Annotated in this window: 18 protein-coding genes; 11 read left to right on the top strand and 7 right to left on the bottom strand. The window is 64.7% G+C overall.

Features of this window, described 5'->3' with window-relative positions:
- Positions 1-141: 141 nt before the first annotated feature.
- Positions 142-1,041, bottom strand: coding sequence for a DMT family transporter (locus ACOCG7_RS31780; protein WP_073432217.1), 900 nt, complete (start codon positions 1,039-1,041; stop codon positions 142-144).
- A 114-nt stretch (positions 1,042-1,155) separates the two neighbouring features.
- Between ACOCG7_RS31780 and ACOCG7_RS31775 the strand changes: the two genes are divergently transcribed.
- Positions 1,156-1,626: an Lrp/AsnC family transcriptional regulator gene (locus ACOCG7_RS31775; RefSeq protein ID WP_073432218.1), complete on the top strand. Its 471-nt coding sequence runs from the start codon at positions 1,156-1,158 to the stop codon at positions 1,624-1,626.
- Between the two features lie 55 nt (positions 1,627-1,681).
- On the opposite strand, the gene ACOCG7_RS31770 is transcribed toward ACOCG7_RS31775, so the two are convergent.
- The gene (locus tag ACOCG7_RS31770) at positions 1,682-2,572 is read right to left on the bottom strand and encodes an alpha/beta fold hydrolase (RefSeq protein WP_114161772.1); all 891 of its coding nucleotides are present in this window, start codon (positions 2,570-2,572) and stop codon (positions 1,682-1,684) included.
- A gap of 292 nt (positions 2,573-2,864) precedes the next feature.
- Here ACOCG7_RS31770 and ACOCG7_RS31765 point away from each other — a divergent pair, with 292 nt between their 5' ends.
- A complete protein-coding gene (locus tag ACOCG7_RS31765; protein ID WP_114161771.1) occupies positions 2,865-3,824 on the top strand; it encodes an NAD(P)H-dependent flavin oxidoreductase in 960 nt (319 codons plus the stop codon).
- A 78-nt stretch (positions 3,825-3,902) separates the two neighbouring features.
- Here the strand turns inward: ACOCG7_RS31765 and ACOCG7_RS31760 are convergent, their stop codons facing one another.
- From ACOCG7_RS31760 to ACOCG7_RS31740, 5 genes are all read right to left on the bottom strand, one after another.
- Positions 3,903-7,688 carry a methylmalonyl-CoA mutase family protein gene (locus tag ACOCG7_RS31760; protein WP_114161770.1) on the bottom strand — a complete coding sequence of 1,262 codons (3,786 nt, stop codon included), beginning with the start codon at positions 7,686-7,688 and terminating at the stop codon, positions 3,903-3,905.
- Between the two features lie 395 nt (positions 7,689-8,083).
- Positions 8,084-9,019, bottom strand: a complete 936-nt coding sequence (locus ACOCG7_RS31755) for a LysR family transcriptional regulator (RefSeq protein WP_073432222.1) — start codon at positions 9,017-9,019, stop codon at positions 8,084-8,086.
- Positions 9,020-9,213: 194 nt separating this feature from the next.
- Entirely contained in the window at positions 9,214-10,299 is a 1,086-nt protein-coding gene (locus tag ACOCG7_RS31750) for a porin (protein WP_073432223.1), read from the bottom strand.
- A gap of 165 nt (positions 10,300-10,464) precedes the next feature.
- A complete protein-coding gene (locus ACOCG7_RS31745; protein ID WP_152035324.1) occupies positions 10,465-10,668 on the bottom strand; it encodes a hypothetical protein in 204 nt (67 codons plus the stop codon).
- 195 nt (positions 10,669-10,863) lie between these two features.
- Positions 10,864-11,388 carry a hypothetical protein gene (locus tag ACOCG7_RS31740; protein ID WP_244219950.1) on the bottom strand — a complete coding sequence of 175 codons (525 nt, stop codon included), beginning with the start codon at positions 11,386-11,388 and terminating at the stop codon, positions 10,864-10,866.
- 593 nt (positions 11,389-11,981) lie between these two features.
- Between ACOCG7_RS31740 and ACOCG7_RS31735 the strand changes: the two genes are divergently transcribed.
- The 9 genes from ACOCG7_RS31735 to ACOCG7_RS31695 all read left to right on the top strand — a co-directional run bounded on the left by ACOCG7_RS31735 (position 11,982) and on the right by ACOCG7_RS31695 (position 24,048).
- Positions 11,982-13,007 (top strand): bile acid:sodium symporter family protein, encoded by a 1,026-nt coding sequence (locus tag ACOCG7_RS31735; RefSeq protein ID WP_073432225.1) that lies wholly within the window; start codon positions 11,982-11,984, stop codon positions 13,005-13,007.
- Between the two features lie 253 nt (positions 13,008-13,260).
- Complete coding sequence (locus ACOCG7_RS31730; RefSeq protein WP_421378720.1) at positions 13,261-15,114, top strand: EAL domain-containing protein; 1,854 nt, start codon at positions 13,261-13,263, stop codon at positions 15,112-15,114.
- Positions 15,115-15,316: 202 nt separating this feature from the next.
- A complete protein-coding gene (locus ACOCG7_RS31725) occupies positions 15,317-16,303 on the top strand; it encodes a LacI family DNA-binding transcriptional regulator (RefSeq protein WP_114161767.1) in 987 nt (328 codons plus the stop codon).
- Positions 16,300-17,586: an AGE family epimerase/isomerase gene (locus ACOCG7_RS31720; protein WP_114161766.1), complete on the top strand. Its 1,287-nt coding sequence runs from the start codon at positions 16,300-16,302 to the stop codon at positions 17,584-17,586. The genes ACOCG7_RS31725 and ACOCG7_RS31720 overlap by 4 nt, the downstream gene beginning before the upstream one ends.
- Positions 17,583-18,500: a carbohydrate kinase family protein gene (locus ACOCG7_RS31715; RefSeq protein WP_114161765.1), complete on the top strand. Its 918-nt coding sequence runs from the start codon at positions 17,583-17,585 to the stop codon at positions 18,498-18,500. The genes ACOCG7_RS31720 and ACOCG7_RS31715 overlap by 4 nt, the downstream gene beginning before the upstream one ends.
- A 119-nt stretch (positions 18,501-18,619) precedes the next feature.
- Positions 18,620-18,850 carry a hypothetical protein gene (locus ACOCG7_RS31710; protein WP_073432230.1) on the top strand — a complete coding sequence of 77 codons (231 nt, stop codon included), beginning with the start codon at positions 18,620-18,622 and terminating at the stop codon, positions 18,848-18,850.
- A gap of 65 nt (positions 18,851-18,915) precedes the next feature.
- On the top strand, positions 18,916-19,161 hold the full coding sequence (locus ACOCG7_RS31705) for a hypothetical protein (protein ID WP_083085059.1): 246 nt from the start codon (positions 18,916-18,918) through the stop codon (positions 19,159-19,161).
- Between the two features lie 60 nt (positions 19,162-19,221).
- Positions 19,222-20,223, top strand: a complete 1,002-nt coding sequence (locus ACOCG7_RS31700; protein WP_114161764.1) for an ion channel — start codon at positions 19,222-19,224, stop codon at positions 20,221-20,223.
- A gap of 237 nt (positions 20,224-20,460) precedes the next feature.
- Positions 20,461-24,048 (top strand): indolepyruvate ferredoxin oxidoreductase family protein, encoded by a 3,588-nt coding sequence (locus ACOCG7_RS31695; protein WP_421378714.1) that lies wholly within the window; start codon positions 20,461-20,463, stop codon positions 24,046-24,048.
- Positions 24,049-24,110 lie beyond the last annotated feature (62 nt).

Here is a 24,110-nt window from a genome sequence, read left to right as displayed (position 1 = left end):
CGGCATACAGGTGGTGTCGCGCGAACCCGCATGGCCGCTCGCTTTGCGCGCGATCCGTTCGCGCATTGATCCGCCCATATGAACAATCCCTCGTTCCGGAATCCGTAGCATCCACACGGAACGCGAGCAAGCGGAGGCTCGTCACGTCGACGACAAGCGCTTCTGCGGCACGATCCGCCAGCCGAGATTGACACCGGCCGCCGCGAGCAGAATCAGCACCGCGCCGAGTATCTGAATCCATGCGAGCGTCTGCCCGAACGCGATTCGATCGACGATGATCGCCACCACCGGATAAATGAACGACAGCGCGCCGGTCATCGAAGTCGGCAGCTTCTGGATCGCGCCGTAAAGCAGCACGTACATGAGGCCGGTATTGACCACGCCGAGCACGATCAATTCGAGCCACTGCACCCCGTTGGTCGGCAGCGCGTCGAAACGCACGAATGGCGCGAGCATCATCACGCCGAGCGACACCTGAATCAGCGCGATGAGATGCGGCGGCGTGCCCTTGAGCCGCTTCGTGATGATCGACGACACCGCGTACATCGCCGCCGCGCCCACTGCATAGGCGACGCCCACCAGATACTGCCCCGGCACCGCCAACACCGCCGGCTCGACTTTCACGACGAACACGAGGCCGATGAACGCGACCACCAGCCATGCCACCGTCGACGCGCTAATGCGCTCGCGAAAAATCAGCGCGCCAAGCGCGACCAGCATGAAAGGCTGCGTGTTGTAGACGGCCGTCGCCATCGAGATCGACGCGCGCGAATACGCCGCGAACAGCAGCACCCAGTTCAGCACGATCGCCGCGCCGCCGAGCAAGGCGAGGCCGAGCATCGTCCACGAAAACAGCTTGCGCCTGAAGAGACCCAATACGGCGCACACCAGCGCCAAGGTCGCGCCGCCGAAAATGCAGCGGAAGAACACCACGTTGAACGAGCTCTGCTGCGACGACACCACCAGCCAGCCGATGGTGCCCGACATCAGCATGGCCATGCTCATCTCCGCGGCCCCGCGGCGAATTTCATTTGAAGCCATGATTCGATCCTCGAATTGAATCCTGCATGACAGGCAGTGTAATTAATCCGAGGACGCCAATACATGGCTAAACTTAAGCCTTCCGGCGATTAAACCTAAGAATCGAAGGCCATCATGATTAAACGCCTCGCTCCCTCCGTGCCCGCGTCGCTCGACGAAACCGACCGGGCGCTGCTCGCCGCGCTCGCCGAGGACGCCCGTCAGCCGGTCGCCGAACTGGCGCGTGCGGTCGGCCTGTCGGCGCCGAGCACGGCGGAGCGCATCCGCAGGCTCGAAGCGCAAGGCGTGATCGAGCGCTTCACGGTGCAGATCGATCCGCGCGCGCTCGGCTTCACGTTGCAGGCGATCGTGCGCGTGAAGCCCCTGCCCGGTCAGTTGCATCTGGTGGAGGAAGTGATCCGGCGCATTCCGGAGTTCGTCGAATGCGACAAGGTGACGGGCGACGACTGCTTTATCTGCCGCCTGTATCTGCATTCGATCGAGCAGTTGGATGAGATTCTGTCGAAAGTCACCGAGCGGGCGGAAACCAGCACCGCGATCGTCAAGTCGACGCCGGTCGCGCGCCGCTTGCCGCCGCTCGGTTGAGCGGCGGGCGCGGCGGGCTCTTAACAAGCGGGCGCTCGCGCATGAATGAAGCGGCTTACTGTTCGACCGCTTCGAAGAAAGACAGCATTTCCGCGAGCAGTGGCTCAGACGCCTCTTCGGGAATGTAATGCCCGCAAGGCAGCGACCGGCCGCTCACGTCGCGCGCCACGCGGCGCCATTCCGCCAGCGCGTCGAAGCACTTTTCGATCACGCCCTTGTCGCCCCACAGCACACGCAGCGGACAGCCGATCTTGTGGCCCCGCTCGATATCGGCGCGATCGTGCTCGAGGTCGATGCTCGCCGCCGCGCGGTAGTCCTCGCACATCGCGTGAACCGCGCCGGGTTGCGCGAGCGCGGAGCGATAGGCGTCGAGCGCGTCGGGTTCGAACGCGGCCAGCCCCGCATGACGGCTGCCCATCACCGAATCGACATACGCGGCCGGGTTCGCGCCGATCAACGTCTCGGGTAGCGGCTCGGGCTGGATCAGGAAGAACCAGTGGAAGTAATGCGTGGCGAACGCGCGGTCGGTGGCTTCGTACATCGCGAGCGTCGGCGCGATGTCGAGCAGCATCAGACGCTCGACGGCGTCGGCATGGTCGAGCGCCATGCGATGCGCGACGCGCGCGCCGCGGTCGTGCGCGCACACCAGAAAACGTTCGAAGCCGAAGTGGCGCATCACGGCGACCTGGTCGGCCGCCATCGCGCGTTTCGAATAGGGCGTGTGGGCGGCGTCGCTCGGCGGTTTGTCCGACGCGCCGTAGCCGCGTAGATCAGTGGCGATGACGGTGAAGTGTTCGGCCAGTTGCGCGGCGCAGCGCCGCCAGATCAGATGCGATTGCGGATGACCGTGCAGCAACAGAAGCGGCGGCCCCGCTCCGCCCTTCACTCCGAAAATGTCGACATCGCCCGTGGCGACGCGAAAGGGCGTGAATTTCTCGAAGGCCATAACGGAGTCTCGTGTCGTTTGGAAGTCTGTGCATTGTAGGAGCGCAATATGTACACCCCGAGTGGGTTAGCCCACGCAAGCATAGAACCTGAACACTCCCTCCAACCGTTCCAAAGCAACACGCGAACGCAAGCGAGGCGCTTCGCCTATAATCGAACGACCGTTCTTTAATAGACGGCGGCATGATGGACAGATGCGCGAGCTTCGAAGCGCCGTCGGCCAGGTGCCGCTAAACTCATCATCGCCGGGCGCTGCACGCCGCACCGGTCGCTCAAATCAGGAGACTCGCATCATGGCATTGCCCGCCGTCCTGCAAAAACTTGCGCTGCCCGTCGTCGCCTCGCCGATGTTCATCGTCAGCTATCCCGAACTGGTTCTGGCTCAATGCAAGGCCGGCATTGTCGGTTCGTTTCCCGCGCTGAACGCACGCCCCGCGGAATTGCTCGACGAATGGCTCACGCAGATTCAGACGCAGCTCGCCGATCACAAGGCCGCCCATCCCGATGCGATCATCGGGCCGATTGCCGTCAACCAGATCGTTCATCAGTCGAATACGCGGCTCGAGCACGACGTGCGTGTGTGCGTCGAACATAAGGTGCCGATCTTCATCACCAGCCTGCGCGCGCCCGCGCGTGAAATCGTCGATGCGGTGCATGGCTACGGCGGCATCGTGCTGCACGACGTGATCAATCTGCGCCATGCGCAGAAGGCGCTGGAAGCGGGCGTCGACGGACTGATCCTGGTGGCGTCGGGCGCCGGCGGCCACGCGGGCACGACTTCGCCGTTCGCGCTGGTGGGCGAAGTGCGGCGCATCTTCGACGGCCCGATCGTGCTGTCGGGCTCGATCGCCAACGGCGGCTCGATTCTCGCCGCGCAGGCGATGGGCGCGGACCTCGCGTACATGGGCACGCGTTTCATCGCCACGAAAGAAGCGCACGCGGTGGACAGCTACAAGCAGGCCATCGTCAATTCCACGGCGTCGGACATCATCTACACGAACCTGTTCACCGGCGTGCACGGCAACTACATCCGCGAAAGCATCGTGAACGCGGGGCTCGACCCGGACGCGCTGCCGGAATCGGACAAGACCAAGATGAACTTCGGCGGCGACAAGGCGAAGGCGTGGAAAGACATTTGGGGCGCGGGCCAGGGCGTCGGTTTGATGGACGACGTGCCGAGCGTCGCGGAACTGGTGCGGCGCTTGTCGAAGGAATACGACGATGCGAAGGCACGGCTGGGGATTGCGCGCTGAGCGCGAGGCGAGTGCTTCGCTTCAAGGCGGTTGGTCGCGGCTCGTACGTCTGCTGCCGAGCCGCGGCTCATACCCGCCTCACATATTGCGGCGATACTGCCCGCCCACTTCGAACAACGCGTGCGTGATCTGCCCCAGCGAGCAAACGCGCACGACATCCATCAACACCGCGAACACGTTTTCGTCATCGATCACCGCGCGTTTCAGGCGTTCGAGCGCCGCGGGCGCGTCCTCGCGATGCCGCGCCTGGAAGTCGCGCAGACGTTTCAACTGACTTTGCTTTTCCGCGTCGGTGGAGCGGGCCAGCACGATCGGCTGCGGCGCTTCATGCGGATGCGCGCTCAAAAATGTATTCACGCCGACGATCGGATACGAGCCGTCATGCTTGCGATGCTCGTACAGCATCGATTCGTCCTGAATGCGCCCGCGCTGATAACCGGTTTCCATCGCGCCGAGCACGCCGCCGCGCTCGGTGAGCCGATCGAATTCGGCCAACACCGCCTCTTCCACCAGATCGGTCAGCTCCTCGATCACGAAGCTGCCCTGATTCGGGTTCTGGTTCTTCGCCAAACCCCATTCACGATTGATGATCAACTGGATCGCCACCGCGCGGCGCACCGAGTCCTCGGTGGGCGTGGTGATCGCTTCGTCGAATGCGTTGGTGTGCAGCGAGTTGCAGTTGTCGTAGATCGCGATCAACGCCTGCAGCGTGGTGCGAATATCGTTGAAGTCGATTTCCTGCGCGTGCAGGCTGCGGCCCGAGGTTTGCACGTGATACTTGAGCTTCTGGCTGCGCTCGTTCGCGCCGTAGCGCTCGCGCATCGCGATGGCCCAGATGCGTCGCGCGACGCGGCCCAGCACCGTGTACTCCGGGTCCATGCCGTTTGAAAAGAAGAACGACAGGTTCGGCGCGAAATCGTCGATCGACATGCCGCGCGCCAGATAGGCCTCGACATAGGTGAAGCCGTTCGCGAGCGTGTAGGCGAGTTGCGAAATCGGATTCGCGCCGGCCTCGGCGATGTGATAGCCGGAGATCGACACCGAATAGAAATTGCGCACGCCGTGCTCGACGAAATACGCCTGAATGTCGCCCATCACTTTCAGGCTGAACTCGGTCGAGAAAATGCAGGTGTTCTGGCCTTGGTCTTCCTTCAGGATGTCGGCTTGCACGGTGCCGCGCACGTTTTCAAGCGCGGCTCGGCGCGCCGCGGCGAGTTGGTCTTGCGTGAGCGGATGGCCGTGCTGCTGTTCCATACGCGCGATCTGCTGATCGATCGCGACGTTGAAGAACATCGCGAGGATGGTCGGCGCGGGGCCGTTGATCGTCATGGAGACCGAGGTTTCCGGCGCGCACAGATCGAAGCCGTCGTAGAGCGCTTTCATGTCGTCGAGCGTCGCCACCGACACGCCCGAATTGCCAACCTTGCCGTAGATGTCCGGCCGCTCGTCCGGCTCTTCGCCGTAGAGCGTGACGGAATCGAAGGCCGTCGAAAGACGCTTGGCCGGCATGCTCTCGGAGAGCAGCTTGAAGCGGCGGTTGGTGCGGAACGGGTCGCCCTCGCCGGCGAACATGCGCGTCGGGTCTTCGTTTTCGCGGCGGAACGGGAACACGCCGGCGGTGAACGGGAAGTAGCCGGGCAGGTTGTCGAGCATCAGCCAGCGCAGGATTTCGCCGTGGTCGACGAACTTCGGCAGTGCGACCTTGCGGACTTCGGAGCCGGACAGGGTCGTGACGGTGAGCGCGGTGCGAATCTCGCGGTCGCGGATGCGGACGACGTGTTCGTCGCCGGAATAGGCGGCGACGGTTTGCGGCCAGCTTTCGAGTAGTTGGCGTTCGCGTTCGCCGAGGGCGGCGGTGCGCTGGGCGATCAAGCTGTCGAGCGGGGTTTCGGCGGTGGTGGCTTGTTCGGGCGCTTGTTCTGCGGAGGACGCTACGCTCGCCGTTGACGTCGAGATCGCACTGTTATGTGCGCCCGCATTCGCACCCTCGCCCGCATTTGCTTCACCGAGCATGCGGCGCGCTTCGACCAGTTGCCAACGCTCGCGCGCCACGCGCGCTTGCGCGTCGGCGCGCTCACGGTAAGCGTGAACCGTCTGCGCGACATCGGCGAGATAGCGCACACGGGCCGGCGGCACGATGGCGTTGCGGCCGCTCGAAAAGCGCACGTTATCGAGCGTGGGCAGACGGCCGCCGCCCGCGCGCAAGCCGTGCTTGCGCAGCGCGCTTGCCACTTGCTGATACAGCGCGGTCACGCCATCGTCGTTGAAACGCGAGGCGATCGTGCCGAACACCGGCATCGCGTCGGGCGGCTTCGCGAAGTCGCCGCGATTGCGCTGCACCTGCTTGGCGACGTCGCGCAACGCGTCCGGCGCGCCCTTGCGATCGAACTTGTTGATCGCGACGAAGCCAGCGAAGTCCAGCATGTCGATTTTCTCCAACTGGCTGGCCGCGCCGAACTCGGGCGTCATCACATACAGCGATTCGTCGACGAACGGCACGATCGCCGCATCGCCCTGGCCGATCCCGGACGTCTCCACGACGATCAGATCGAAGCCCGCCGCTTTGCACAGCATGAGCGCGTCGGGCAAAGAGTTGGAGATTTCGCTCGACGCTTCGCGCGTCGCCATCGAGCGCATGTACACGCGCGCGCCGCCGCCCCAGTCGGCGATCGCGTTCATGCGAATGCGGTCGCCGAGCAGCGCGCCGCCGGATTTGCGGCGCGACGGGTCGATGGCGAGTACGGCGATGGTGAGCGCGTCGCCGTGGTCGAGCCGGAAACGGCGAACCAGTTCGTCGGTGAGCGAGGATTTGCCCGCGCCGCCGGTGCCGGTGATGCCGAGGATGGGTACCTCGGCCGCCTTCGCAAGCGCCGACAGTTTTTCGCGCTCGGCCGGCGCGACGCCGCCCGTTTCGAACGCGCTGATCAGTTGCGCGAGTCGGCGGAAGGTGGGCGATACCGAATCGCGTGCATCGAGGACGGGAGCAGTGGGCGTGACGGCGGGCGCCTTTGCGGTGTCCGCTTGTGGCGTTTCGCCGGCTTGACGAGCGCTATGGAGCGGGTCGCGGCCGCCGCTGCTTTGATGGTCGGCGGAAGCCTTGCCGACGGTGTGCGGGACGGGGTCCGTTTGCGCCGTTTCGCCGGCTTCGCGAGCGTTGTGGAGCGGATCGCGACCGCCGCCGCTTTGATGGTCGGCGGACGCCTTGCCGACGGTGTGCGGGACGGTGTCCGCTTGCGCCGTTTCGCCGGCTTCGCGAGCGTTGTGGAGCGGATCGCGACCGCCGCCGCTTTGATGGTCGGCGGACGCCTCCGTGCGCGCTTCCAAACGCGGCAACCTGCGCGCCGACAGATCGGCGATCCACGCACCCACCGCATTTTCCCGGCTGCCCTCGACGGCACGCGCGGCTTCCAGGCAACGCGCGATCATGTCGTCGATCATGCCTTGCAAGCCGAGCCGCTGACCGTCATGCGGCGAATAGATTTTCTCCACGCCGTAGCGTTCGAGCTCGGCGATTTCCTCGGGGACGATCACGCCTCCGCCGCCGCCGAATACCTTGATGCGCTCGCCGCCGCGCGCGCGCAAGAGTTCGACTAAATAGCGGAAGTATTCGTTATGCCCGCCTTGATAGCTGGACACGGCGACGCCGTCGGCGTCTTCGTGCAGCGCGGCGGTGGCGACTTCATCGACGGAGCGGTTGTGGCCCAGGTGAATCACCTCGACGCCGCTCGCCTGCAGGATGCGCCGCATGATGTTGATCGACGCGTCGTGTCCGTCGAATAGCGCGGCGGCCGTGACGAAACGCAGACGCCGGCCCGCTGGCAGCTTGTGGCTACCGGCGCGCCGCGGCGTGGACAGATCGGTCATGTCTCCCCCAGATCGTTACGCGTATGGGTGCTGGCAACCAGTATAGCTAAACGAGGGGCGGCGTCCGGGCGGGATGGAGGCGGGGTGTGGCGTGGCTGGCGTCCTTCGCCTTTGCCACGTTTTGCGTCTTTTGCGTCTTTTGCGTCTTTTGCGTCTTTTGCGTCTTTTGCGTCTTTTGCGTCTTTTGCGTCTTTTGCGTCTTTTGCGTCTTTTGCGCGTTTGGCGCGTTTGGCGCGTTTGGCGCGTTTGGCGCGTTTGGCGCGTTTGACGCGTTTGGCGCGGCAGGCCGCTTCCCCTACCCCCCGCGTGCGGCGCGCCAGTTAGCCCGACCATCACCGATAGGCAACTTTGGCGTCGTCCGTCATCACCGATGAACGGCGGCGCACCGCCAGCGCCTAACGCGCGGCCAACGCCTTGATCTGCTCCAGCGACGGCCACAGCGATTCGTTCGCGAACCGCTCCGCCAGGAAGTCGACAAACGAACGCACCTTCGCCGACAGATGCCGGCGGCTCGCATACACCACATGAATCGGCAGCTCGCGCGGCGGCACCTCGTCCACCAGCAACGGCACGAGACGCCCCGCGGCCAGATCGTCGCCGATCACCTCGGTGCCGAGCAACGCGATACCCGCGCCTTGCAGCACGATCACGCGTTGCGCTTCCAGATGATTGACGATCAGGTTGCCCGACAGACGCATGCGCGAGGCGTCGCCCATGCCGGGCGCGATTTCGAGCGCCGACACGCCGGCATAGTGCAGATAGTTATGGCGGGCGAGATCGGCGACGGTTTTCGGCGTGCCGTGACGGCGCAGATAGGCCGGCGACGCGCACAGCACCAGGTGAGCGGTCGCGATCTGCCGGGCGATCAGCGAGGACGACTTCAGCCCGCCCGGCGAGGCCCGGATCGCGACGTCGAAGCCCTCGTCGATCAGTTCGACCACGCGGTCGGACAAGGTCATGTCGACGGTGACTTGCGGATACTGCGCGGCGTAGTCGGCCACGGCGGCCATCACGTGGCTCAAGCCGAACGCCGACAGCGACGACACCCGCAAGCGCCCCTGCGGCACGACGCTCGCCGCGCCGACCGCCTGCTCGGCCTCCTCGAGTTCGGTGAGCACCTGCGAGAGGCGCTCGTAGTATTCGCGGCCCGCCTCGGTCGGCGCGACGCGCCGCGTCGTGCGGTTCAAAAGACGCGCGCCGAGTTGCTGTTCGAGGTGCATCACGTGCTTGCTCGCCATCGCCGCCGACATCTCCATCCGCTCGGCCGCGCCGACAAAGCTGCCGATCTCGACCACGTGGCGGAACACTTTCATGCTGACGAGGGTGTCCATCTCAATCGCTCGCTGAGGGAATTAATCAGCGTCATTTTGCAGGGTTTATCAACCAGACGGTGAGCGGATCGGCTACGCGCGGACGTCAGAAACGACAAAGCCCGCCTTCGGGAGAAAGCGGGCCTTGCGGATATTGCCGCGGCAGGTTAGCCGTCATGCGGCGACTGCCGCGAAGCAGACGCCGCGCGGCACGCTCAGAACTTGGCGCGCATGCCGACGCCGTAGGTGTTGCCGCTCGACTGGCCCGTGATGTGGTCGTACAGGTAGGCCGCGTAGATGTCGGTGCGCTTGGACAGCGGATAGTCGTAGCCGACCGCGGCCGTCTGACGGGTCTGGTCGAAGCCGCCGCCGTCGCGCGAATACGCGTACGACGCCATCACGGTGCCCGGGCCCACCGGCACCGAGACGCCGCCCTGCGCCGTGTTCACGTGCCAGCTCGTCGAGGTCTGATCGTTGTGCGTGTACATGTATTGACCGAAAAGCTTCACGTACTTGAGGTCATAAGACAGGCCGAGCTGCGCCACGCCCTGCGCCTTCAGGCCCGGCACGCCGGACGAATCGAAGCTGCCCAGGTCGCCCGGCGAGTTGTTGAAGTTCACGTACTGGTACACCGCGGTCGCCGCAAACGGGCCGTGGAAGTACAGCACCTGGCCGCTCCACTTTTTCGCGCCGTTCTGCGTCGTGTTGCCGAGTGCGTACATCGCGCTCGCGGAGAGCCCGTTGAAATTCGGCGACGAGTATTGCACCGCGTTGTTCCAACCCGAGTCGCCCGTCACGCCTTGATCGGTCGAGTAGGTCGGGAACGTGCCGAGTCCGAGGTAGACGTGATAGACCATCGGCGAGAAGACATACGAGTCGATGAACGGATTGAACAGGATCGTCGATACGAACAATTGGGTGGTCAGACGGCCGGCGGTGACCGTGCCGTACGGCGATTCGATACCGACATACGCATTGCGCGAGAACATCGTATCGCCGCTGAAGCGGCCGTACTGGCCGTTCTGCGCGCGGAAGAAGTCTTCCAACGTGAAAATCGCCTTGTAGCCGTTGCCCAGATCCTCAGCCCCCTTCAAGCCCCAGTACGACGTGGACATGCCGCCGCCGGACACCTGCACCGACGTTTTGCCGCCCGGAAACTTCTGCGCGCCGACCCATTCGTCGACCTGACCGTAAAGCTGCACGCTCGATTGCGCAAAAGCAGACGATGCACTGGCCAGCAGAGCGGCACACGCGGTTGCCTTGAGAGTGGTCTTCAGCGCACGGCTGATGCTTGTTTTCATGGATTCTCCTGTCTTTGTCAAAAGGGGTGGCTGTGCGAAAGGGGAAGCTCGCGCGAACCATTGTTGTTGTCCGTTCGGTGATCGAGCCAATCTGGGCGGGACCATCTTTGCGGACCATTTTTATGGACAAAAATATCGTTGGTTATTGCGGGTATATCGGTCTGATTAGTTTTGTCGCTTATCGGCCTGATAAAGCGCGTGTTCCAGCCGCCCGCGCGGCAGCGCCGCAAAGCTCGCCGCGCCATCAAAAACAGTGCTGACATTGCGCCGGGCCGGGTAACACCGCTTCAGACGGCATGCGGATGACGCGCCGCCGCGCAAACCACCAAATTTGACGATGGGAGACGGTTCGCTGCCGAGCGTTTTCAAAAAAGTGTGGCGTCGAAACGTCAGATTGGCGGGGGCATTTCGGACGATGCCAAGGCCGCCTGGAAAACGGGCGAGCGCCGCAGTAATGCGGCGAAGGAGAGGAAGAAGGAAGCGAACAACGCTTGTGGTACCCGCGAGCGAGCGTTTGCCTGCCCGTGCAACAAGAACGGCGACGGCTGCGTCACCGTGCGACGGCTAGTTCCGGTACGGCGAACCTTCCTGTTGACGCGGATCGTCCGACTGGCGCGGCATGGCGCGCGTCGAGCCGCGCTCTTCGTTATAGCGGGCGACGTCGGCGCGGATCGAACCGCTGCGAACCGGCCCATTGCCCGGCGGCCGCTGCGCGGAGCGCGATTCGGCGCTCACCGGCTTAATCGCGCCCGCGTACTGGATGCCGCCGCGTCCCACGCCCGGATAGGCGGGACCCGACGGTCCTGCAATCCGACGCATGCGCGGCTCGTTGTTGCCGAAGCCGTTCGCGTAAATGCCGCCAGCCAGGTCCGCACCGCCGCGCGGCAGGCGCATGTTCCGGTCAGCCGTGTCGTTGCGGGCCGGCCTTGCGTTGGGCGCGCCGTAGTAACGGTTGTCGTTGCGCGCGTCACCGCGCATCGCATGTGCCGCGCCTCCCGACGCGTACCCACCGCCACCGCCGCCGTGCAGCATGCCCGGCGCTTTTGCATAGGCGAACGAGCACAGCGCGGCGATGACTGCGCCCAACACCCAGTGCTTCGTTCTCGACAACGCGTCCACCCAGTGACTCTCATGCCCGAAGACTTGCCTGAAACCCACCGTTCGAGCTGCGATGGACTTGTTCTGGGACTGGCACGAGCGCTGCGGATATATCGCGGCGCGGGAGCATCCCGATGGCCTTTGAAGCGTAATTTATGGGTGCTGACAAAGGGTGTCGAGCCAAAAAGTGTTATGCCCCAACCGCGGATGTAACACCTTGTTACTGCGACGTTTTTCCGCGACAGTGCGCTTGCGTTAAAGCCTTGGAACCGCTTGCTCGGGGGCATCGCCGAGGGCACCTGGCTCACGCTTGCTTACGACCAATCGCCCCCGGATTCTTCGCCCGATTGTCGAAACCATGGACCGGACAAACCGCCTCGCGAATCTTGAACGGCGACCACCGATAGCCGGCCAGCCGCTTGCTCATGTGATTGGATGCAGGCTATTCATTAATGAATTCGGCAAATGAATTTGCTTTTTCAATCGATTTTCAACAACAATAGACGCCTCCCATAGCTTGAGGCTGGCGACTTGCACGCGCGTTTGCCGTGCGCTTTTCCGCATCACCGAATCGAGATTCCGACATGGCTCGCCCGAAACTGCTTCCCGACAACTTCACCTTGTGCCTCGTCGGCACCGTGATCCTTGCCAGCTTCCTGCCGGTTCACGGGCAGGCCGCCGCCGGGTTCGACTGGGTGACGAACGTGGCGGTCGGCCTGCTGTTTTTCCTGCACGGCGCAAAACTTTCACGCGAAGCGATTATTGCGGGGGCGACGCACTGGCGTCTTCATCTGGTAGTGCTGCTCAGCACGTTCGCGCTGTTTCCGCTGCTCGGCCTCGCCCTTAAGCCGCTCCTTTCGCCACTTGTCACGCCGGCGCTCTATGCGGGGGTCCTCTTCCTCTGCACGTTGCCGTCGACGGTGCAATCGTCCATCGCGTTTACTTCCATTGCGAAGGGCAATGTGCCGGCCGCCGTGTGCAGCGCGTCGGCCTCGAGCCTGCTGGGCATTTTCATCACGCCCGCGCTCGTCAGCCTCCTCGTCACCAATCACGCCGCCGGCGGCAGTTCGCCGTGGCATACGGTGGGCAATATCGTGCTGCAACTGCTGGTGCCGTTCGTGGCCGGGCAGTTGCTGCGGCCGCTGATCGGCAAGTGGATCGAGCGCAACCGCGGCGTGCTGAAGTTCGTGGACCAGGGCTCGATCCTGCTGGTGGTGTACGGCGCGTTCAGCGAAGCGGTCAACCAGGGCCTTTGGCATCAGATTCCGCTCTCCGCGCTCGGCGGCCTGCTGGTGGTCAACGTCGTGCTGCTCGCGCTCGCGCTGGCCGCGACGATGTTCGTCAGCAAGCGGCTCGGCTTCAACCGCGCCGACCAGATCACGATCATCTTCTGCGGTTCGAAGAAAAGCCTTGCCGCCGGCGTGCCGATGGCCAAGGTCATTTTCGCCTCGCATGCGGTGGGCGCCGTGGTATTGCCGCTGATGCTGTTCCACCAGATCCAGTTGATGGTGTGCGCCGCGCTCGCGCAGCGCTGGGGCGCCCGCGACACCAGCGGCGAAACCCGCGCCGCCGCGCGCGAGCGGTCCGCCGCCGCCGTGGCGCGCCGTTGAATACGCGCGCAATGCAATCAGGACATTCATAAGCGCCCTCCCTGAGCGTCATTTGAAGAAAGCCGCCGCGTGCGGCTTTTTTGTTATTTCACGCGCAAACGCCGCCGCTGTCGCCTCGGCCGGACGGCATAGGCAAAATCCTGGAGGCGCCTGGCCTCGCGCACCAATCCAGTGCGACGCTTCACTAAAACTTCACTTAATTCCACGCCAGGCGGGCCGATAAGCCGAACGTCGATCGCTACGCCTACCTGCCATGCAACCTCGCTCGCCCTCCCGATTCGCCACGCCGTGCATCGCGGAGTTGATTTCCCGGCGCGATCTGTCCGCCGTATTCCAGCCGATCATCGATTTCGAGGACGGCGCGATTCTCGGCTACGAAGGGCTGATCCGCGGCCCGGCCGGCACGCCGCTCGAAGCGCCGTTCGCGCTGTTTTCGCAGGCGCTCGCCGAGGGCTGCGCGATCGAACTCGAACGCGCCGCCGCGCACACCTGCATCGAGGCGTTCGCGAGACTCGGCGTGGACGGCAAGCTGTTCCTCAACTTCAGCGCGGGCGCGATCCGCCAACTGGCCGACGCGCGCGAGGACACGCTCGCGCTGCTGCGGCATCGCGGGCTGGACCCGCAGCGCATCGTGATCGAGTTGACCGAGCAAAGCATGATCGCGGACGTCGGCAGCTTCCTGCCGGTGATCTCGGCGCTGCGCACGGCGGGCGCGCAATTCGCGCTCGACGACTACGGCACCGCCAACGCCAGCATGAATCTGTGGGTGCGGCTGCAACCGGATGTGGTGAAGATCGACCGCTTCTTCATTCACGACATCGCCTGCGATCCGCTCAAGTTCGAAGCCGTGCGCGCGATGCAGCACTTCGCCAGCGCGAGCGGCGCGCAACTGGTGGCCGAGGGTATCGAGAACGAAGCCGATCTGATCGTGGTGCGCGACATGGGCATCGCCTGCGGGCAGGGTTATTTTTTCGGCCGCCCGCATGCGCAGCCGGCGCGCCACGTAACCGACGACGCCCGCGACGCGCTGCGCGCCGGTCACATCGCCGTATTCCCGGAGCCGACGCGCATGGCGAGCGGCGCGTCGCCGTCGGGCGGCATGGCGTCGGCGAAGATGCTGGTGCATGCGCCCGCGCTGCCGCGTCACGCCACCAACAACGACGTGCTCGAACTGTTCAACCGTCTGCCCGACCTGCACGCGGTCGCCGTGGTCGAACATGACGAACCCGTCGCGCTGATCAACCGCCGCAGCTTCATGGACCGCTACGCGCTGCCGTACCACCGCGAGCTGTTCGGCAAGCGTCCGTGTTTGCTGTTCGCCAACGCATCGCCGGTGATCATCGAGAAATCGATGACCGTCGAGCAGATGGCCAGGCTGCTCGCAAGCGACGACCAGCGCTATCTCGCCGACGGTTTCGTGATCACCGAGAACGGCAAATACGCGGGGCTGGGCACCGGTGAGAACCTCGTGCGCGCGGTGACCGAGGTGCGCATCGAAGCCGCGCGCTACGCGAATCCGCTGACCTTCCTGCCGGGCAACATTCCGATCAGCTCGCATATCGCCCGCCTGCTCGGCAACGACGCGGGCTTTCACGCGTGTTACGTCGACCTGAATCACTTCAAGCCCTTTAACGATCAGTACGGCTACTGGCAAGGCGACGAAGTGCTGAAATTCGCCGCCGCCGTGCTCGCCGACGTGTGCGATCCGACGCGCGATTTTCTCGGCCACGTCGGCGGCGACGACTTCCTGATCCTGTTCCAGAGCGAGGACTGGCGCGAGCGCGTGCTGCGCGCGATCCACGTGTTCAACGAAGGCGCGCAGCGCTTCTATGCGCCCGCCGACCGGCTCGCGGGCGGCATCCACGGCGAAGACCGGCGCGGCAATCCGACCTTCTTCGGTTTCGTGACGATGGCGATCGGCTGCGTGCGCGTGGCACCGGACGGCGGCCCCGCGCTCTACAGCAGCGAGGAGATCGCCTCGGTCGCGGCGCTGGCGAAGCGTCGCGCGAAGCACGAGACGAGCGGTTTCGTCCTGATCGACGCGGAGGAAAGCCTGACGTTATTACGCGGCCAGGCCGAGGCCGTTCTTCAAGCGCCCTTCGACTGAATGCGCAACAGCAACAGCCCTTGGAGCCACGATCCACGCCATGTTTAGTGAATTTTACTAAACGACAAATTCCGGGCCAACCTCAACATCTACGGGTATTTCCGGGTGTGGATCGCCGGTTTCCAAAGGTGTTTCCGGCGGGTTTTACTATACAATCGCCCGAATTCAAACACCGTGCGGCCCTGCTCGGCCGTGTCATTCGATGGCCACAACCATCCGCGACGTCGCCCGCGCGGCGAGCGTGTCGATCGGCACCGTCTCCCGTGCACTGAAGAACCAGCCCGGCCTCTCCGAAGCCACGCGCGTGCGCGTGGTCGAAGCGGCGCGGCAGCTCGGTTACGACGCCGCCCAATTGCGTCCGCGCATTCGCCGTCTCACCTTCCTGTTGCATCGTCAGCACAATAATTTCGCCGTCAGCCCGTTTTTTTCGCACGTGCTGCACGGCGTGGAAGACGCGTGCCGCGAACGCGGCATCGTCCCGTCGGTGCTGACCGCCGGTCCCACCGAGGACGTGATCCAGCAGATGCGCCTGCACGCGCCGGACGCGGTGGCGATCGCCGGTTTCGTCGAACCCGAAACGTTGAGCACGCTGGTGGCGATGCGCCGTCCGCTCGTGCTGATCGACCTGTGGGCGCCCGGCCTGCGCTCGGTGAACCTCGACAACGCCGCGGGCGCCATGCTCGCCATGCGGCATCTGTTCGGGCAGGGGCGCAAGCGCATCGCGTTCATCGGCGGCTCGCTCGCGCACTTCAGCATCGCCCAGCGCGCGCTCGGTTACCGGCGCGCGTTTTTCGAAGCGGGGCTGCTGTTCGACCCGTCGCTTGAAGTGACCATCGACGCCGGCCTCGACCCCGACAGCGGCGCCGCGCGCGCGATGCATCAGTTGCTCGACGCGCCCGGCCCATGGCCCGACGCCGTGTTCGCCTACAACGACGCCGCCGCGCTCGCCGCGCTGCGCGCGTGCCTCGCGCGCGGCCTGCGCGTGCCCGAGGACATCGCCATCATCGGCTTCGACGACATTCCCGCCGCCGCCCACGCCACGCCGCCGCTGTCCACCATTTCGGTCGACAAGGAAGCGCTCGGCCGGCGCGGCGTGGAGTTGCTGCTCGAAGACGCGCCTGCCGAACTGGAAATCCGCTTGCCCGTTCATCTCATTGCCCGTGCCAGTACTTTGATGGAAAAGCCATGACGCAATCCGATCCGCATCAACCCGCAAACGGCGCGGCCGCTGCCGTGCCGCCCGTCGACAGTTTCCGCAGCCGCGATTTCCTGCTCGCGCATGTGCAGGACACGCTGCGCTTTTACGCGCCGAACGTGCTCGATCCGAGCGGCGGCTTCTTTCATTTTTTCCGCGACGACGGTTCCGTCTACGACAAAACCACGCGGCATCTGGTGAGCAGTTGCCGCTACGTCTTCAACTACGCGATGGCGTATCGCCAGTTCGGCGACCCGCGGCATCTCGAGTACGTGCGCCACGGCTTGCGCTTCCTGCGCGAAGTGCATTGGGACCCGCACCACGAGGGCTACGACTGGGAGCTCGAATGGCGGGACGGCAAGAAGCGCACGCTCGACGCCACGCGCCACTGCTACGGTCTCGCGTTCGTGCTGCTCGCCTATTCGCATGCGGCGATGGCGGGCGTCGAGGAAGCGAGGCCGATGATCGGCGCGACCTTCGAACTGATGGAACACCGCTTCTGGGACCCCGCCGCCGGTCTCTACGCCGACGAGGCATCGCCCGAATGGCGCGTGAGTTCGTACCGCGGGCAGAACGCGAACATGCACACCACCGAGGCGCTGCTCGCCGCGCATGAAGCAACCGGCCACCTCGTCTATCTGGATCGCGCGGAACGGGTCGCGTCGAATATCACGCTGCGCCAGGCGAAGCTCTCGCAGGGGCTCGTGTGGGAGCACTTTCACGCGGACTGGTCGGTGGACTGGCATTACAACGAGGAAGACAGCTCGAACATCTTCCGCCCGTGGGGCTTTCAGCCGGGACATCAAACCGAATGGGCGAAGCTGCTGCTGATTCTGGAGCGCTACCGTCCGTTGCCGTGGCTGCTGCCGCGCGCGATCGAACTGTTCGACGCCGCGATGACGCACGCATGGGACGAAGACCACGGCGGCCTCTATTACGGCTTCGGCCCGGACGGCACCGTGTGCGACCACGACAAATACTTCTGGGTCCAGGCCGAGACCTTCGCCACCGCCGCGCTGCTCGGCAAGCGCACCGGCAACGAACGCTTCTGGGACTGGTACGACGAGATCTGGCGCTATAGCTGGGCGCACTTCGTCGATCACAAGCATGGCGCGTGGTATCGCATCCTCACCTGCGACAACCGCAAGTACAGCGACGAAAAGAGTCCCGCCGGCAAGACCGACTATCACACGATGGGCGCGTGCTACGAGGTGCTGGCGCACGCACTGCCCGACAGCACGGCCGCTGCGAAGGAATCCGCGGAGCAGACGAAATGAACGACCTCAGCGCGAATAGCGCACTCCCTCTCTTCGTCTCGGCCGGCGACATCCTCACCGATCTCGTGCGCACTGGCCCCTCGCAATGGCTGTCGCGTCCCGGCGGCGCCGGCTGGAACGTGGCGCGCTGCGTCGCGCGGCTCGGTTTGCCGACCGCGTGCGCCGGGTCGCTCGGCGTCGACAATTTCTCGGACGAACTGTGGAACGCGAGCGTCGCCGCCGGGCTCGACATGCGCTTCATGCAGCGCGTGGAGCGCCCGCCCTTGCTGGCGATCGTTCATCAGACGCATCCGCCCGCGTATTTTTTCATGGGCGAAAACGGCGCGGACCTGGCGTTCGACCCGGCGCGCTTGCCGGCCGGCTGGATCGAGCAGGTGAAGTGGGCGCACTTCGGCTGCATCAGCCTCGTGCGGCAGCCGCTCGGCGATACGCTGGCCGGGTTGGCGGCCGAACTGCGCTCGCGCGGCGTGAAGATCAGCTTCGATCCGAATTACCGGAATCTGATGGAGCATGGGTATGCGCCCACGCTGCGCAAGATGGCCGCGCTCGCCGATCTGATCAAGGTCTCGGACGAGGATTTGCGCCTGCTCTTCAAGACCGACGACGAGGCCGCCGCGCTCGCGCAACTGCAAGCCATGAATCCGTCCGCCGCCGTGCTGGTGACGCGCGGACCGGAAACGGCCATGCTGATCGACGGCGCGATGCTGACGGAAGCACGGCCGCCGCGCGTCGAGGTGGTCGACACCGTGGGGGCGGGAGACGCTTCCATCGGCGGCTTGCTGTTCAGCTTGATGACCGCGCCGCAGCGGGCCTGGCCGGAGCATCTGGCGTTCGCGCTGGCCGCTGGCGCGGCGGCTTGCCGGCACGCCGGCGCGCACGCGCCGTCGCTGGATGAAGTCGTCGCGCTGCTGTAATTCCGCTGTCTTGCGCGGCGCGCATTGTCATGACGACGGAGCGCCGCGCCGCGAAAACCGAAGCTCGATCATCGTGCTAGCATGAAAAAACCGAAACCTTTGGAAGAAGGAGCGACGCCATGGACGACATCACCTACACCAAAGGCATCTACACGGCTACCGCCTCGGTAAGAGAGTTACAGACCGACTCGTACCAGGGCCTCGTCACCCTCACGCGCGACGAAGGCGGCGGAGCCAACGATCAGGAGACGACGGTCTACGAAGTGGAAGCGACTTCGTCGACGCCGGAGGAAGCGCTCGAGGAAGCCAAGGCGCTCGCTCACCGTATTCTCGGGGAAATCGAACTCTAGGTAGTCAAACCGGCGCCGCGTTGCGTCGCGCGCTGCGCCACCCGAACAACCGGCTGGAGGCGATCATGGCTGAACAGCTCTTCCTCTACGGCGTGTACTCCATTCACGTCCGCCCACTCGAACTCAACGGCGCGCGCTGGGACGCGGAATACGAAATCCGGCATCGCGAGAAAGCGGTCAAAACGTGGGCGACCGTCGGCGGCGACGACGGTTACGCCGACGAAGCCGAAGCGGTCGCCGCCGCGCATCAGCAAGCCGTCAACGATATCGAGCACGGCGCCGGCATACCCAAGCCGCGAACATTTCCGTAGCGCGAACGCGCGCAAGGCGCCGTGCTACGCTTTGCGCGTTTTCATCTCCACGAGCACGCAATGGCTAGCGAACCCTCAGACCGATTTTCCGGCACCGGCCTCGGCGACGCTGGCGTGCGTGCGCGGCGGCGCCGCACGCCCGGCGGCCGCGAGATGCGCCTCGACGATCGCGTGGTGATCGCGCACGGCATGCCCACGCCGCTCTGGCAGGACCTCTATCACCGCGCGCTCGTGGTGCGCTGGCCGATGTTCTTCGTCTCGCTCGCGGTGCTGTTCCTGGTGCTCAACACCGCGTTCGCCGCGCTCTACATGCTCGGTGACGAGGCGATCGCCAATCAGTTTCCGCCGGGCTTCGGCGGCGCGTTTTTCTTCAGCGTCGAAACGCTCGCGACCGTCGGATACGGCGACATGCATCCGCGAACCACCTACGCGCACTGGATCGCCACGCTCGAAATCTTCATCGGCATGTCGAGCATCGCGTTGGCGACGGGCCTGATCTTCGCGCGCTTTTCGCGTCCGCACGCCAAGATCATGTTCGCCCGTTATGCGGTCGTGCGGCCGCTCGATGGCCGCATGACGCTGATGGTGCGCACGGCCAACGCGCGTCAGAACGTCATCGCCGAAGCGCGCGCGAAGCTGCGCATTCTGCGCAGGGAAACCACCGCCGAGGGTTATACGCTGCGCAAGCTCCACGACCTGACGCTCGTGCGGGACCAGCATCCCGTATTCAAGCTGGGTTGGAGCCTCATGCACGTCATCGACGAAAGCAGTCCGCTGTTCGGCGAAACCGCCGAAACGCTCAAGAATCGCGACACCTCGCTGCTGCTGACGCTCGAAGGGGTCGACGAATCCACTGCGCAAACCATGCAGGCGCGCTACGTGTGGACGTTCGACGAGATCTACTGGCAGCATCGCTTCGTGGACGTCATGAGCGAGGTGGATGGCGTGAGTCACATCGACTACTCGCATTTCGACGAGATCGTGCCGCTCGACGCGGCACCGCTCGACGTCACGGCGCGGGCCGCCGCGACCGCGCAGCCGGATACGGTCGCCGGGAACTGAATACGCCGCCTTGGGCGTCGCGCGGGAACACCAGGGCATACCCGAAGCCTCCGCCCGCCTGGCAAATCCCTCTCGAAACGTCGGCAAAATGCGCGACTCTTCTCGCTCATTCGCCGTCAGCCGTTCGAACTAGAAAAAATCTACTCTAATCGGCGCTGAAAAATAGAGTCTCTTTCGCCGCGTCGCCCATGTGGTCCCCACCCACGGCGCGCGGATGCAGATAATGGAGACTCACCCATGACCGCTCGCCTGCCCATCGATGGCACGCCCGCTCTCGCCGATTACAAGCTGTCCGATAACCTCACCGCGACGCGCGGCCGCATTTTCCTGACCGGCACCCAGGCGCTGGTGCGCCTCGCGTTGATGCAGCGCGCGCTCGATCGTTCGCGCGGCATGAACACCGCCGGTTTCATCAGCGGCTATCGCGGCTCGCCGCTCGGCATGGTCGATCAGCAGTTGTGGAAAGCGAACAAACTGCTCGCGGCGAGCGATATTCGCTTCCTGCCGGCGATCAACGAGGAACTCGGCGGCACCGCCGTGCTCGGCACGCAGCGCGTGGAGGCCGACCCGGAGCGCACCGTCGAAGGCGTGTTCGCGATGTGGTACGGCAAGAGCCCCGGCGTGGATCGCGCCGGCGACGCGCTCAAGCACGGCAACGCATACGGCTCGTCGCCGCATGGCGGCGTGCTGGTGGTGGCGGGCGACGACCACGGCTGCGTGTCGTCGTCGATGCCGCATCAGAGCGACTTCGCGATGATGGCCTGGCATATGCCGATCGTGAATCCGTCCAACATCGCCGACATGCTCGAATTCGGCTTGTACGGCTGGGCGTTGTCGCGATTCTCGGGCGCGTGGGTCGGCTACAAGGCGATCTCCGAGACGGTCGAATCGGGCTCGACCGTCGACCTCGACGCGCTGCATACCGAATGGACGCCGCCGCACGATTTCCAGGCGCCAGCCGGCGGCCTGCATAACCGCTGGCCCGATCTGCCGAGCCTCACGATCGAATCGCGCATGCACGCGAAGCTCGATGCGGTGCGCCACTTCGCGCGCGCCAACAGCATCGACAAATGGATCGCGCCGAGCCCGCACGCGAACGTGGGCATCGTCACTTGCGGCAAGGCGCATCTTGACTTGATGGAGACGCTGCGCCGGCTCGATCTGACGGTCGCCGATCTGGACGCCGCCGGCGTGCGGATCTACAAGGTCGGCTTGTCGTTTCCGCTGGAGATGACGCGCATCGACGCGTTCGTTGCCGGTTTGTCCGAAGTGCTGGTGATCGAGGAGAAGGGCCCGGTCATCGAACAGCAGATCAAGGACTATCTGTACAACCGCACGCAAGGCACGCGGCCGATCGTGATCGGCAAGCATGCCGAGGACGGCACGATGCTGCTGTCGTCGCTCGGTGAATTGCGGCCTTCGCGTATCTTGCCGGTGTTCGCGAACTGGCTCGCCGAACACAAGCCCGCGCTCGACCGGCGCGAGCGCGTGGTCGATCTGGTCGCGCCGCACATTCTCTCGAACGCCGCGGACAGCGTGAAGCGCACGCCGTATTTCTGTTCGGGCTGCCCGCACAACACATCGACGAAAGTGCCGGAAGGATCGATCGCGCAAGCGGGCATCGGCTGTCACTTCATGGCTTCGTGGATGGAGCGCGACACGACGGGGCTGATCCAGATGGGCGGTGAAGGCGTCGACTGGGCGTCGCATTCGATGTTCACGAAAACGCGTCACGTGTTCCAGAATCTCGGCGACGGCACGTACTTTCATTCGGGCATTCTCGCGATCCGCCAGGCGGTGGCCGCGAAAGCCACCATCACGTACAAGATTCTCTATAACGATGCGGTTGCGATGACGGGCGGGCAGCCGGTCGACGGCAGCATCTCGGTGCCGCAGATCGCGCGCCAGGTGGAAGCCGAAGGCGTGTCGCGCTTCGTCGTGGTGAGCGACGAGCCGGAGAAATACGACGGCCATCACGATCTGTTTCCGAAGGGCACGACGTTTCACCATCGCAGCGAAATGGACGCCGTGCAGCGCCAGTTGCGCGACACCGACGGCGTCACAGTGCTGATCTACGACCAGACCTGCGCGGCGGAAAAACGGCGCAGAAGGAAGAAAGGCGAATTCCCCGATCCCGACAAGCGTCTGTTCATCAACGAGGAAGTCTGCGAAGGCTGCGGCGATTGCGGCGTGCAATCGAATTGCCTGTCGGTGGAACCCGTTGAAACGGCATTGGGACGCAAGCGGCGCATCGACCAATCGTCGTGCAACAAGGATTATTCCTGCGTGAACGGCTTCTGCCCGAGCTTCGTCACCGTGGAAGGCGGCAAGCTGAAGAAAGCCGCGGGCGTGGCGTTCGATCCGCAAGCGCTGGCGGCGCGCGTCGCTGCGTTGCGCGTTCCCGCGACGCATCTCGACGCCGCGCCCTACGACATTCTGGTGACGGGCGTCGGCGGGACCGGCGTCGTGACGGTCGGCGCGTTGATCAGCATGGCGGCGCATCTGGAAGGCAAGAGCGCGTCGGTGCTCGACTTCATGGGCTTCGCGCAAAAGGGCGGCTCGGTGCTGTCGTTCGTGCGCTTCGCCGCGCGCGACGAGTGGCTCAACCAGGTGCGGATCGACACGCAACAGGCCGACGTGCTGCTCGCCTGCGACATGGTGGTGGGCGCGAGCGCCGATGCGCTGCAAACGGTGCGTCATGGCCGCACGCGCATCGTCGTGAATACGCATGCGATTCCGAATGCGAGCTTCGTGCAGAACCCCGACGCGACGCTGCATGCGGATGCGCTGATCGACAAGATGCGTCACGCGGCGGGTGCGGAACGCATGTCCACGTGCGACGCGCAAGCGCTTGCCACGCGCTTTCTCGGCGACACCATCGGCGCCAACATTCTGATGCTCGGCTATGCGTGGCAGCTCGGTCTCGTGCCGGTATCGTTCGCCGCGATGATGCGCGCGATCGAGTTGAACAACGTCGCCGTGCAGATGAATCAGTTGGCGTTCTCGATCGGCCGGCTCGCCGCCGAAGACCCCGCCGCGCTCGAAGCATTGTGGGAAGCGCGGCATGTCGCGAAGCAAACGGTGCGCGTCGATACGCTCGATGAAGTGATCGCGCATCGCGAGGGGCGTCTGCAAACGTATGGCGGCGAGCGCTATGTGAAGCGTTATCGCGCGCTGGTGGATGCTGCACGTCGCGCCGAGACCGCGGTGGACGCACGGAGCGAGCGCCTCACGCGCGCGGTGGCGACCACGTTCTACCGTCTGCTCGCCGTGAAGGATGAATACGAAGTGGCGCGCCTGCATACGGACGCCGCATTCCGCGAGGCGCTCGAAGCGCAATTCGAAGGCGTGGCGGGCAAGGACTTCGGCATCAGGTTCAATCTCGCGCCGCCGACGCTGACGCATCCGCAGCCCGGCATCAACCCGGCCAAAAAAACCTTCGGTCAATGGATGTGGCCGGTGCTCGGCATGCTGGCGAAATGGCGCGGCCTGCGCGGCACGATGCTCGATCCGTTCGGCCGCACGCTCGAACGCAAGATGGAGCGCGAACTCGCCGACGATTACGAAACCACGCTGCAACGCGCGTTTGCAAAGCTCAACGCGAACAACCTGGAAGACGTCGCGAAGCTGGCCGACCTGCATGCCCGCGTGCGCGGTTATGGTCACGTGAAGCTGGCGAATCTGGCGGGCGTGAAGCGTGGCGAACGCGATCTCGCCGCGCGCTTGCAGATCGAAGCAGCAACGGGCGCGTGCGTGAAGAAGTCGCTGGAAGAGGTGAAAGGCGCCGGGCAGTTGCGCGGCATTCCGGTGGTGGTCGCGAAGTAAGGCTCGTGTGCGTGGGCATGTGCGTGTTGCAAATGCCGCTTCGGGGTTCGGCTCCGAAGCGG

Source organism: Paraburkholderia sp. DD10 (assembly GCF_049177125.1).
In the GTDB taxonomy this organism is placed as follows: Bacteria; Pseudomonadota; Gammaproteobacteria; order Burkholderiales; family Burkholderiaceae; genus Paraburkholderia; species Paraburkholderia terricola.
The sequence above is the reverse complement of the archived record's forward strand: the minus strand, read 5'-3'. Positions and strand labels throughout refer to the sequence as shown.

What these genes read in the sequence shown, in the direction of transcription:
- ACOCG7_RS31780 (WP_073432217.1), bottom strand. Translation starts at nt 1,041, where the DNA reads ATGGCTTCAAATGAAATTCGCCGCGGGGCCGCGGAGATGAGCATGGCC.
- ACOCG7_RS31775 (WP_073432218.1), top strand. Translation starts at nt 1,156, where the DNA reads ATGATTAAACGCCTCGCTCCCTCCGTGCCCGCGTCGCTCGACGAAACC.
- ACOCG7_RS31770 (WP_114161772.1), bottom strand. Translation starts at nt 2,572, where the DNA reads ATGGCCTTCGAGAAATTCACGCCCTTTCGCGTCGCCACGGGCGATGTC.
- ACOCG7_RS31765 (WP_114161771.1), top strand. Translation starts at nt 2,865, where the DNA reads ATGGCATTGCCCGCCGTCCTGCAAAAACTTGCGCTGCCCGTCGTCGCC.
- ACOCG7_RS31760 (WP_114161770.1), bottom strand. Translation starts at nt 7,688, where the DNA reads ATGACCGATCTGTCCACGCCGCGGCGCGCCGGTAGCCACAAGCTGCCA.
- ACOCG7_RS31755 (WP_073432222.1), bottom strand. Translation starts at nt 9,019, where the DNA reads ATGGACACCCTCGTCAGCATGAAAGTGTTCCGCCACGTGGTCGAGATC.
- ACOCG7_RS31750 (WP_073432223.1), bottom strand. Translation starts at nt 10,299, where the DNA reads ATGAAAACAAGCATCAGCCGTGCGCTGAAGACCACTCTCAAGGCAACC.
- ACOCG7_RS31735 (WP_073432225.1), top strand. Translation starts at nt 11,982, where the DNA reads ATGGCTCGCCCGAAACTGCTTCCCGACAACTTCACCTTGTGCCTCGTC.
- ACOCG7_RS31730 (WP_421378720.1), top strand. Translation starts at nt 13,261, where the DNA reads ATGCAACCTCGCTCGCCCTCCCGATTCGCCACGCCGTGCATCGCGGAG.
- ACOCG7_RS31725 (WP_114161767.1), top strand. Translation starts at nt 15,317, where the DNA reads ATGGCCACAACCATCCGCGACGTCGCCCGCGCGGCGAGCGTGTCGATC.
- ACOCG7_RS31720 (WP_114161766.1), top strand. Translation starts at nt 16,300, where the DNA reads ATGACGCAATCCGATCCGCATCAACCCGCAAACGGCGCGGCCGCTGCC.
- ACOCG7_RS31715 (WP_114161765.1), top strand. Translation starts at nt 17,583, where the DNA reads ATGAACGACCTCAGCGCGAATAGCGCACTCCCTCTCTTCGTCTCGGCC.
- ACOCG7_RS31710 (WP_073432230.1), top strand. Translation starts at nt 18,620, where the DNA reads ATGGACGACATCACCTACACCAAAGGCATCTACACGGCTACCGCCTCG.
- ACOCG7_RS31705 (WP_083085059.1), top strand. Translation starts at nt 18,916, where the DNA reads ATGGCTGAACAGCTCTTCCTCTACGGCGTGTACTCCATTCACGTCCGC.
- ACOCG7_RS31700 (WP_114161764.1), top strand. Translation starts at nt 19,222, where the DNA reads ATGGCTAGCGAACCCTCAGACCGATTTTCCGGCACCGGCCTCGGCGAC.
- ACOCG7_RS31695 (WP_421378714.1), top strand. Translation starts at nt 20,461, where the DNA reads ATGACCGCTCGCCTGCCCATCGATGGCACGCCCGCTCTCGCCGATTAC.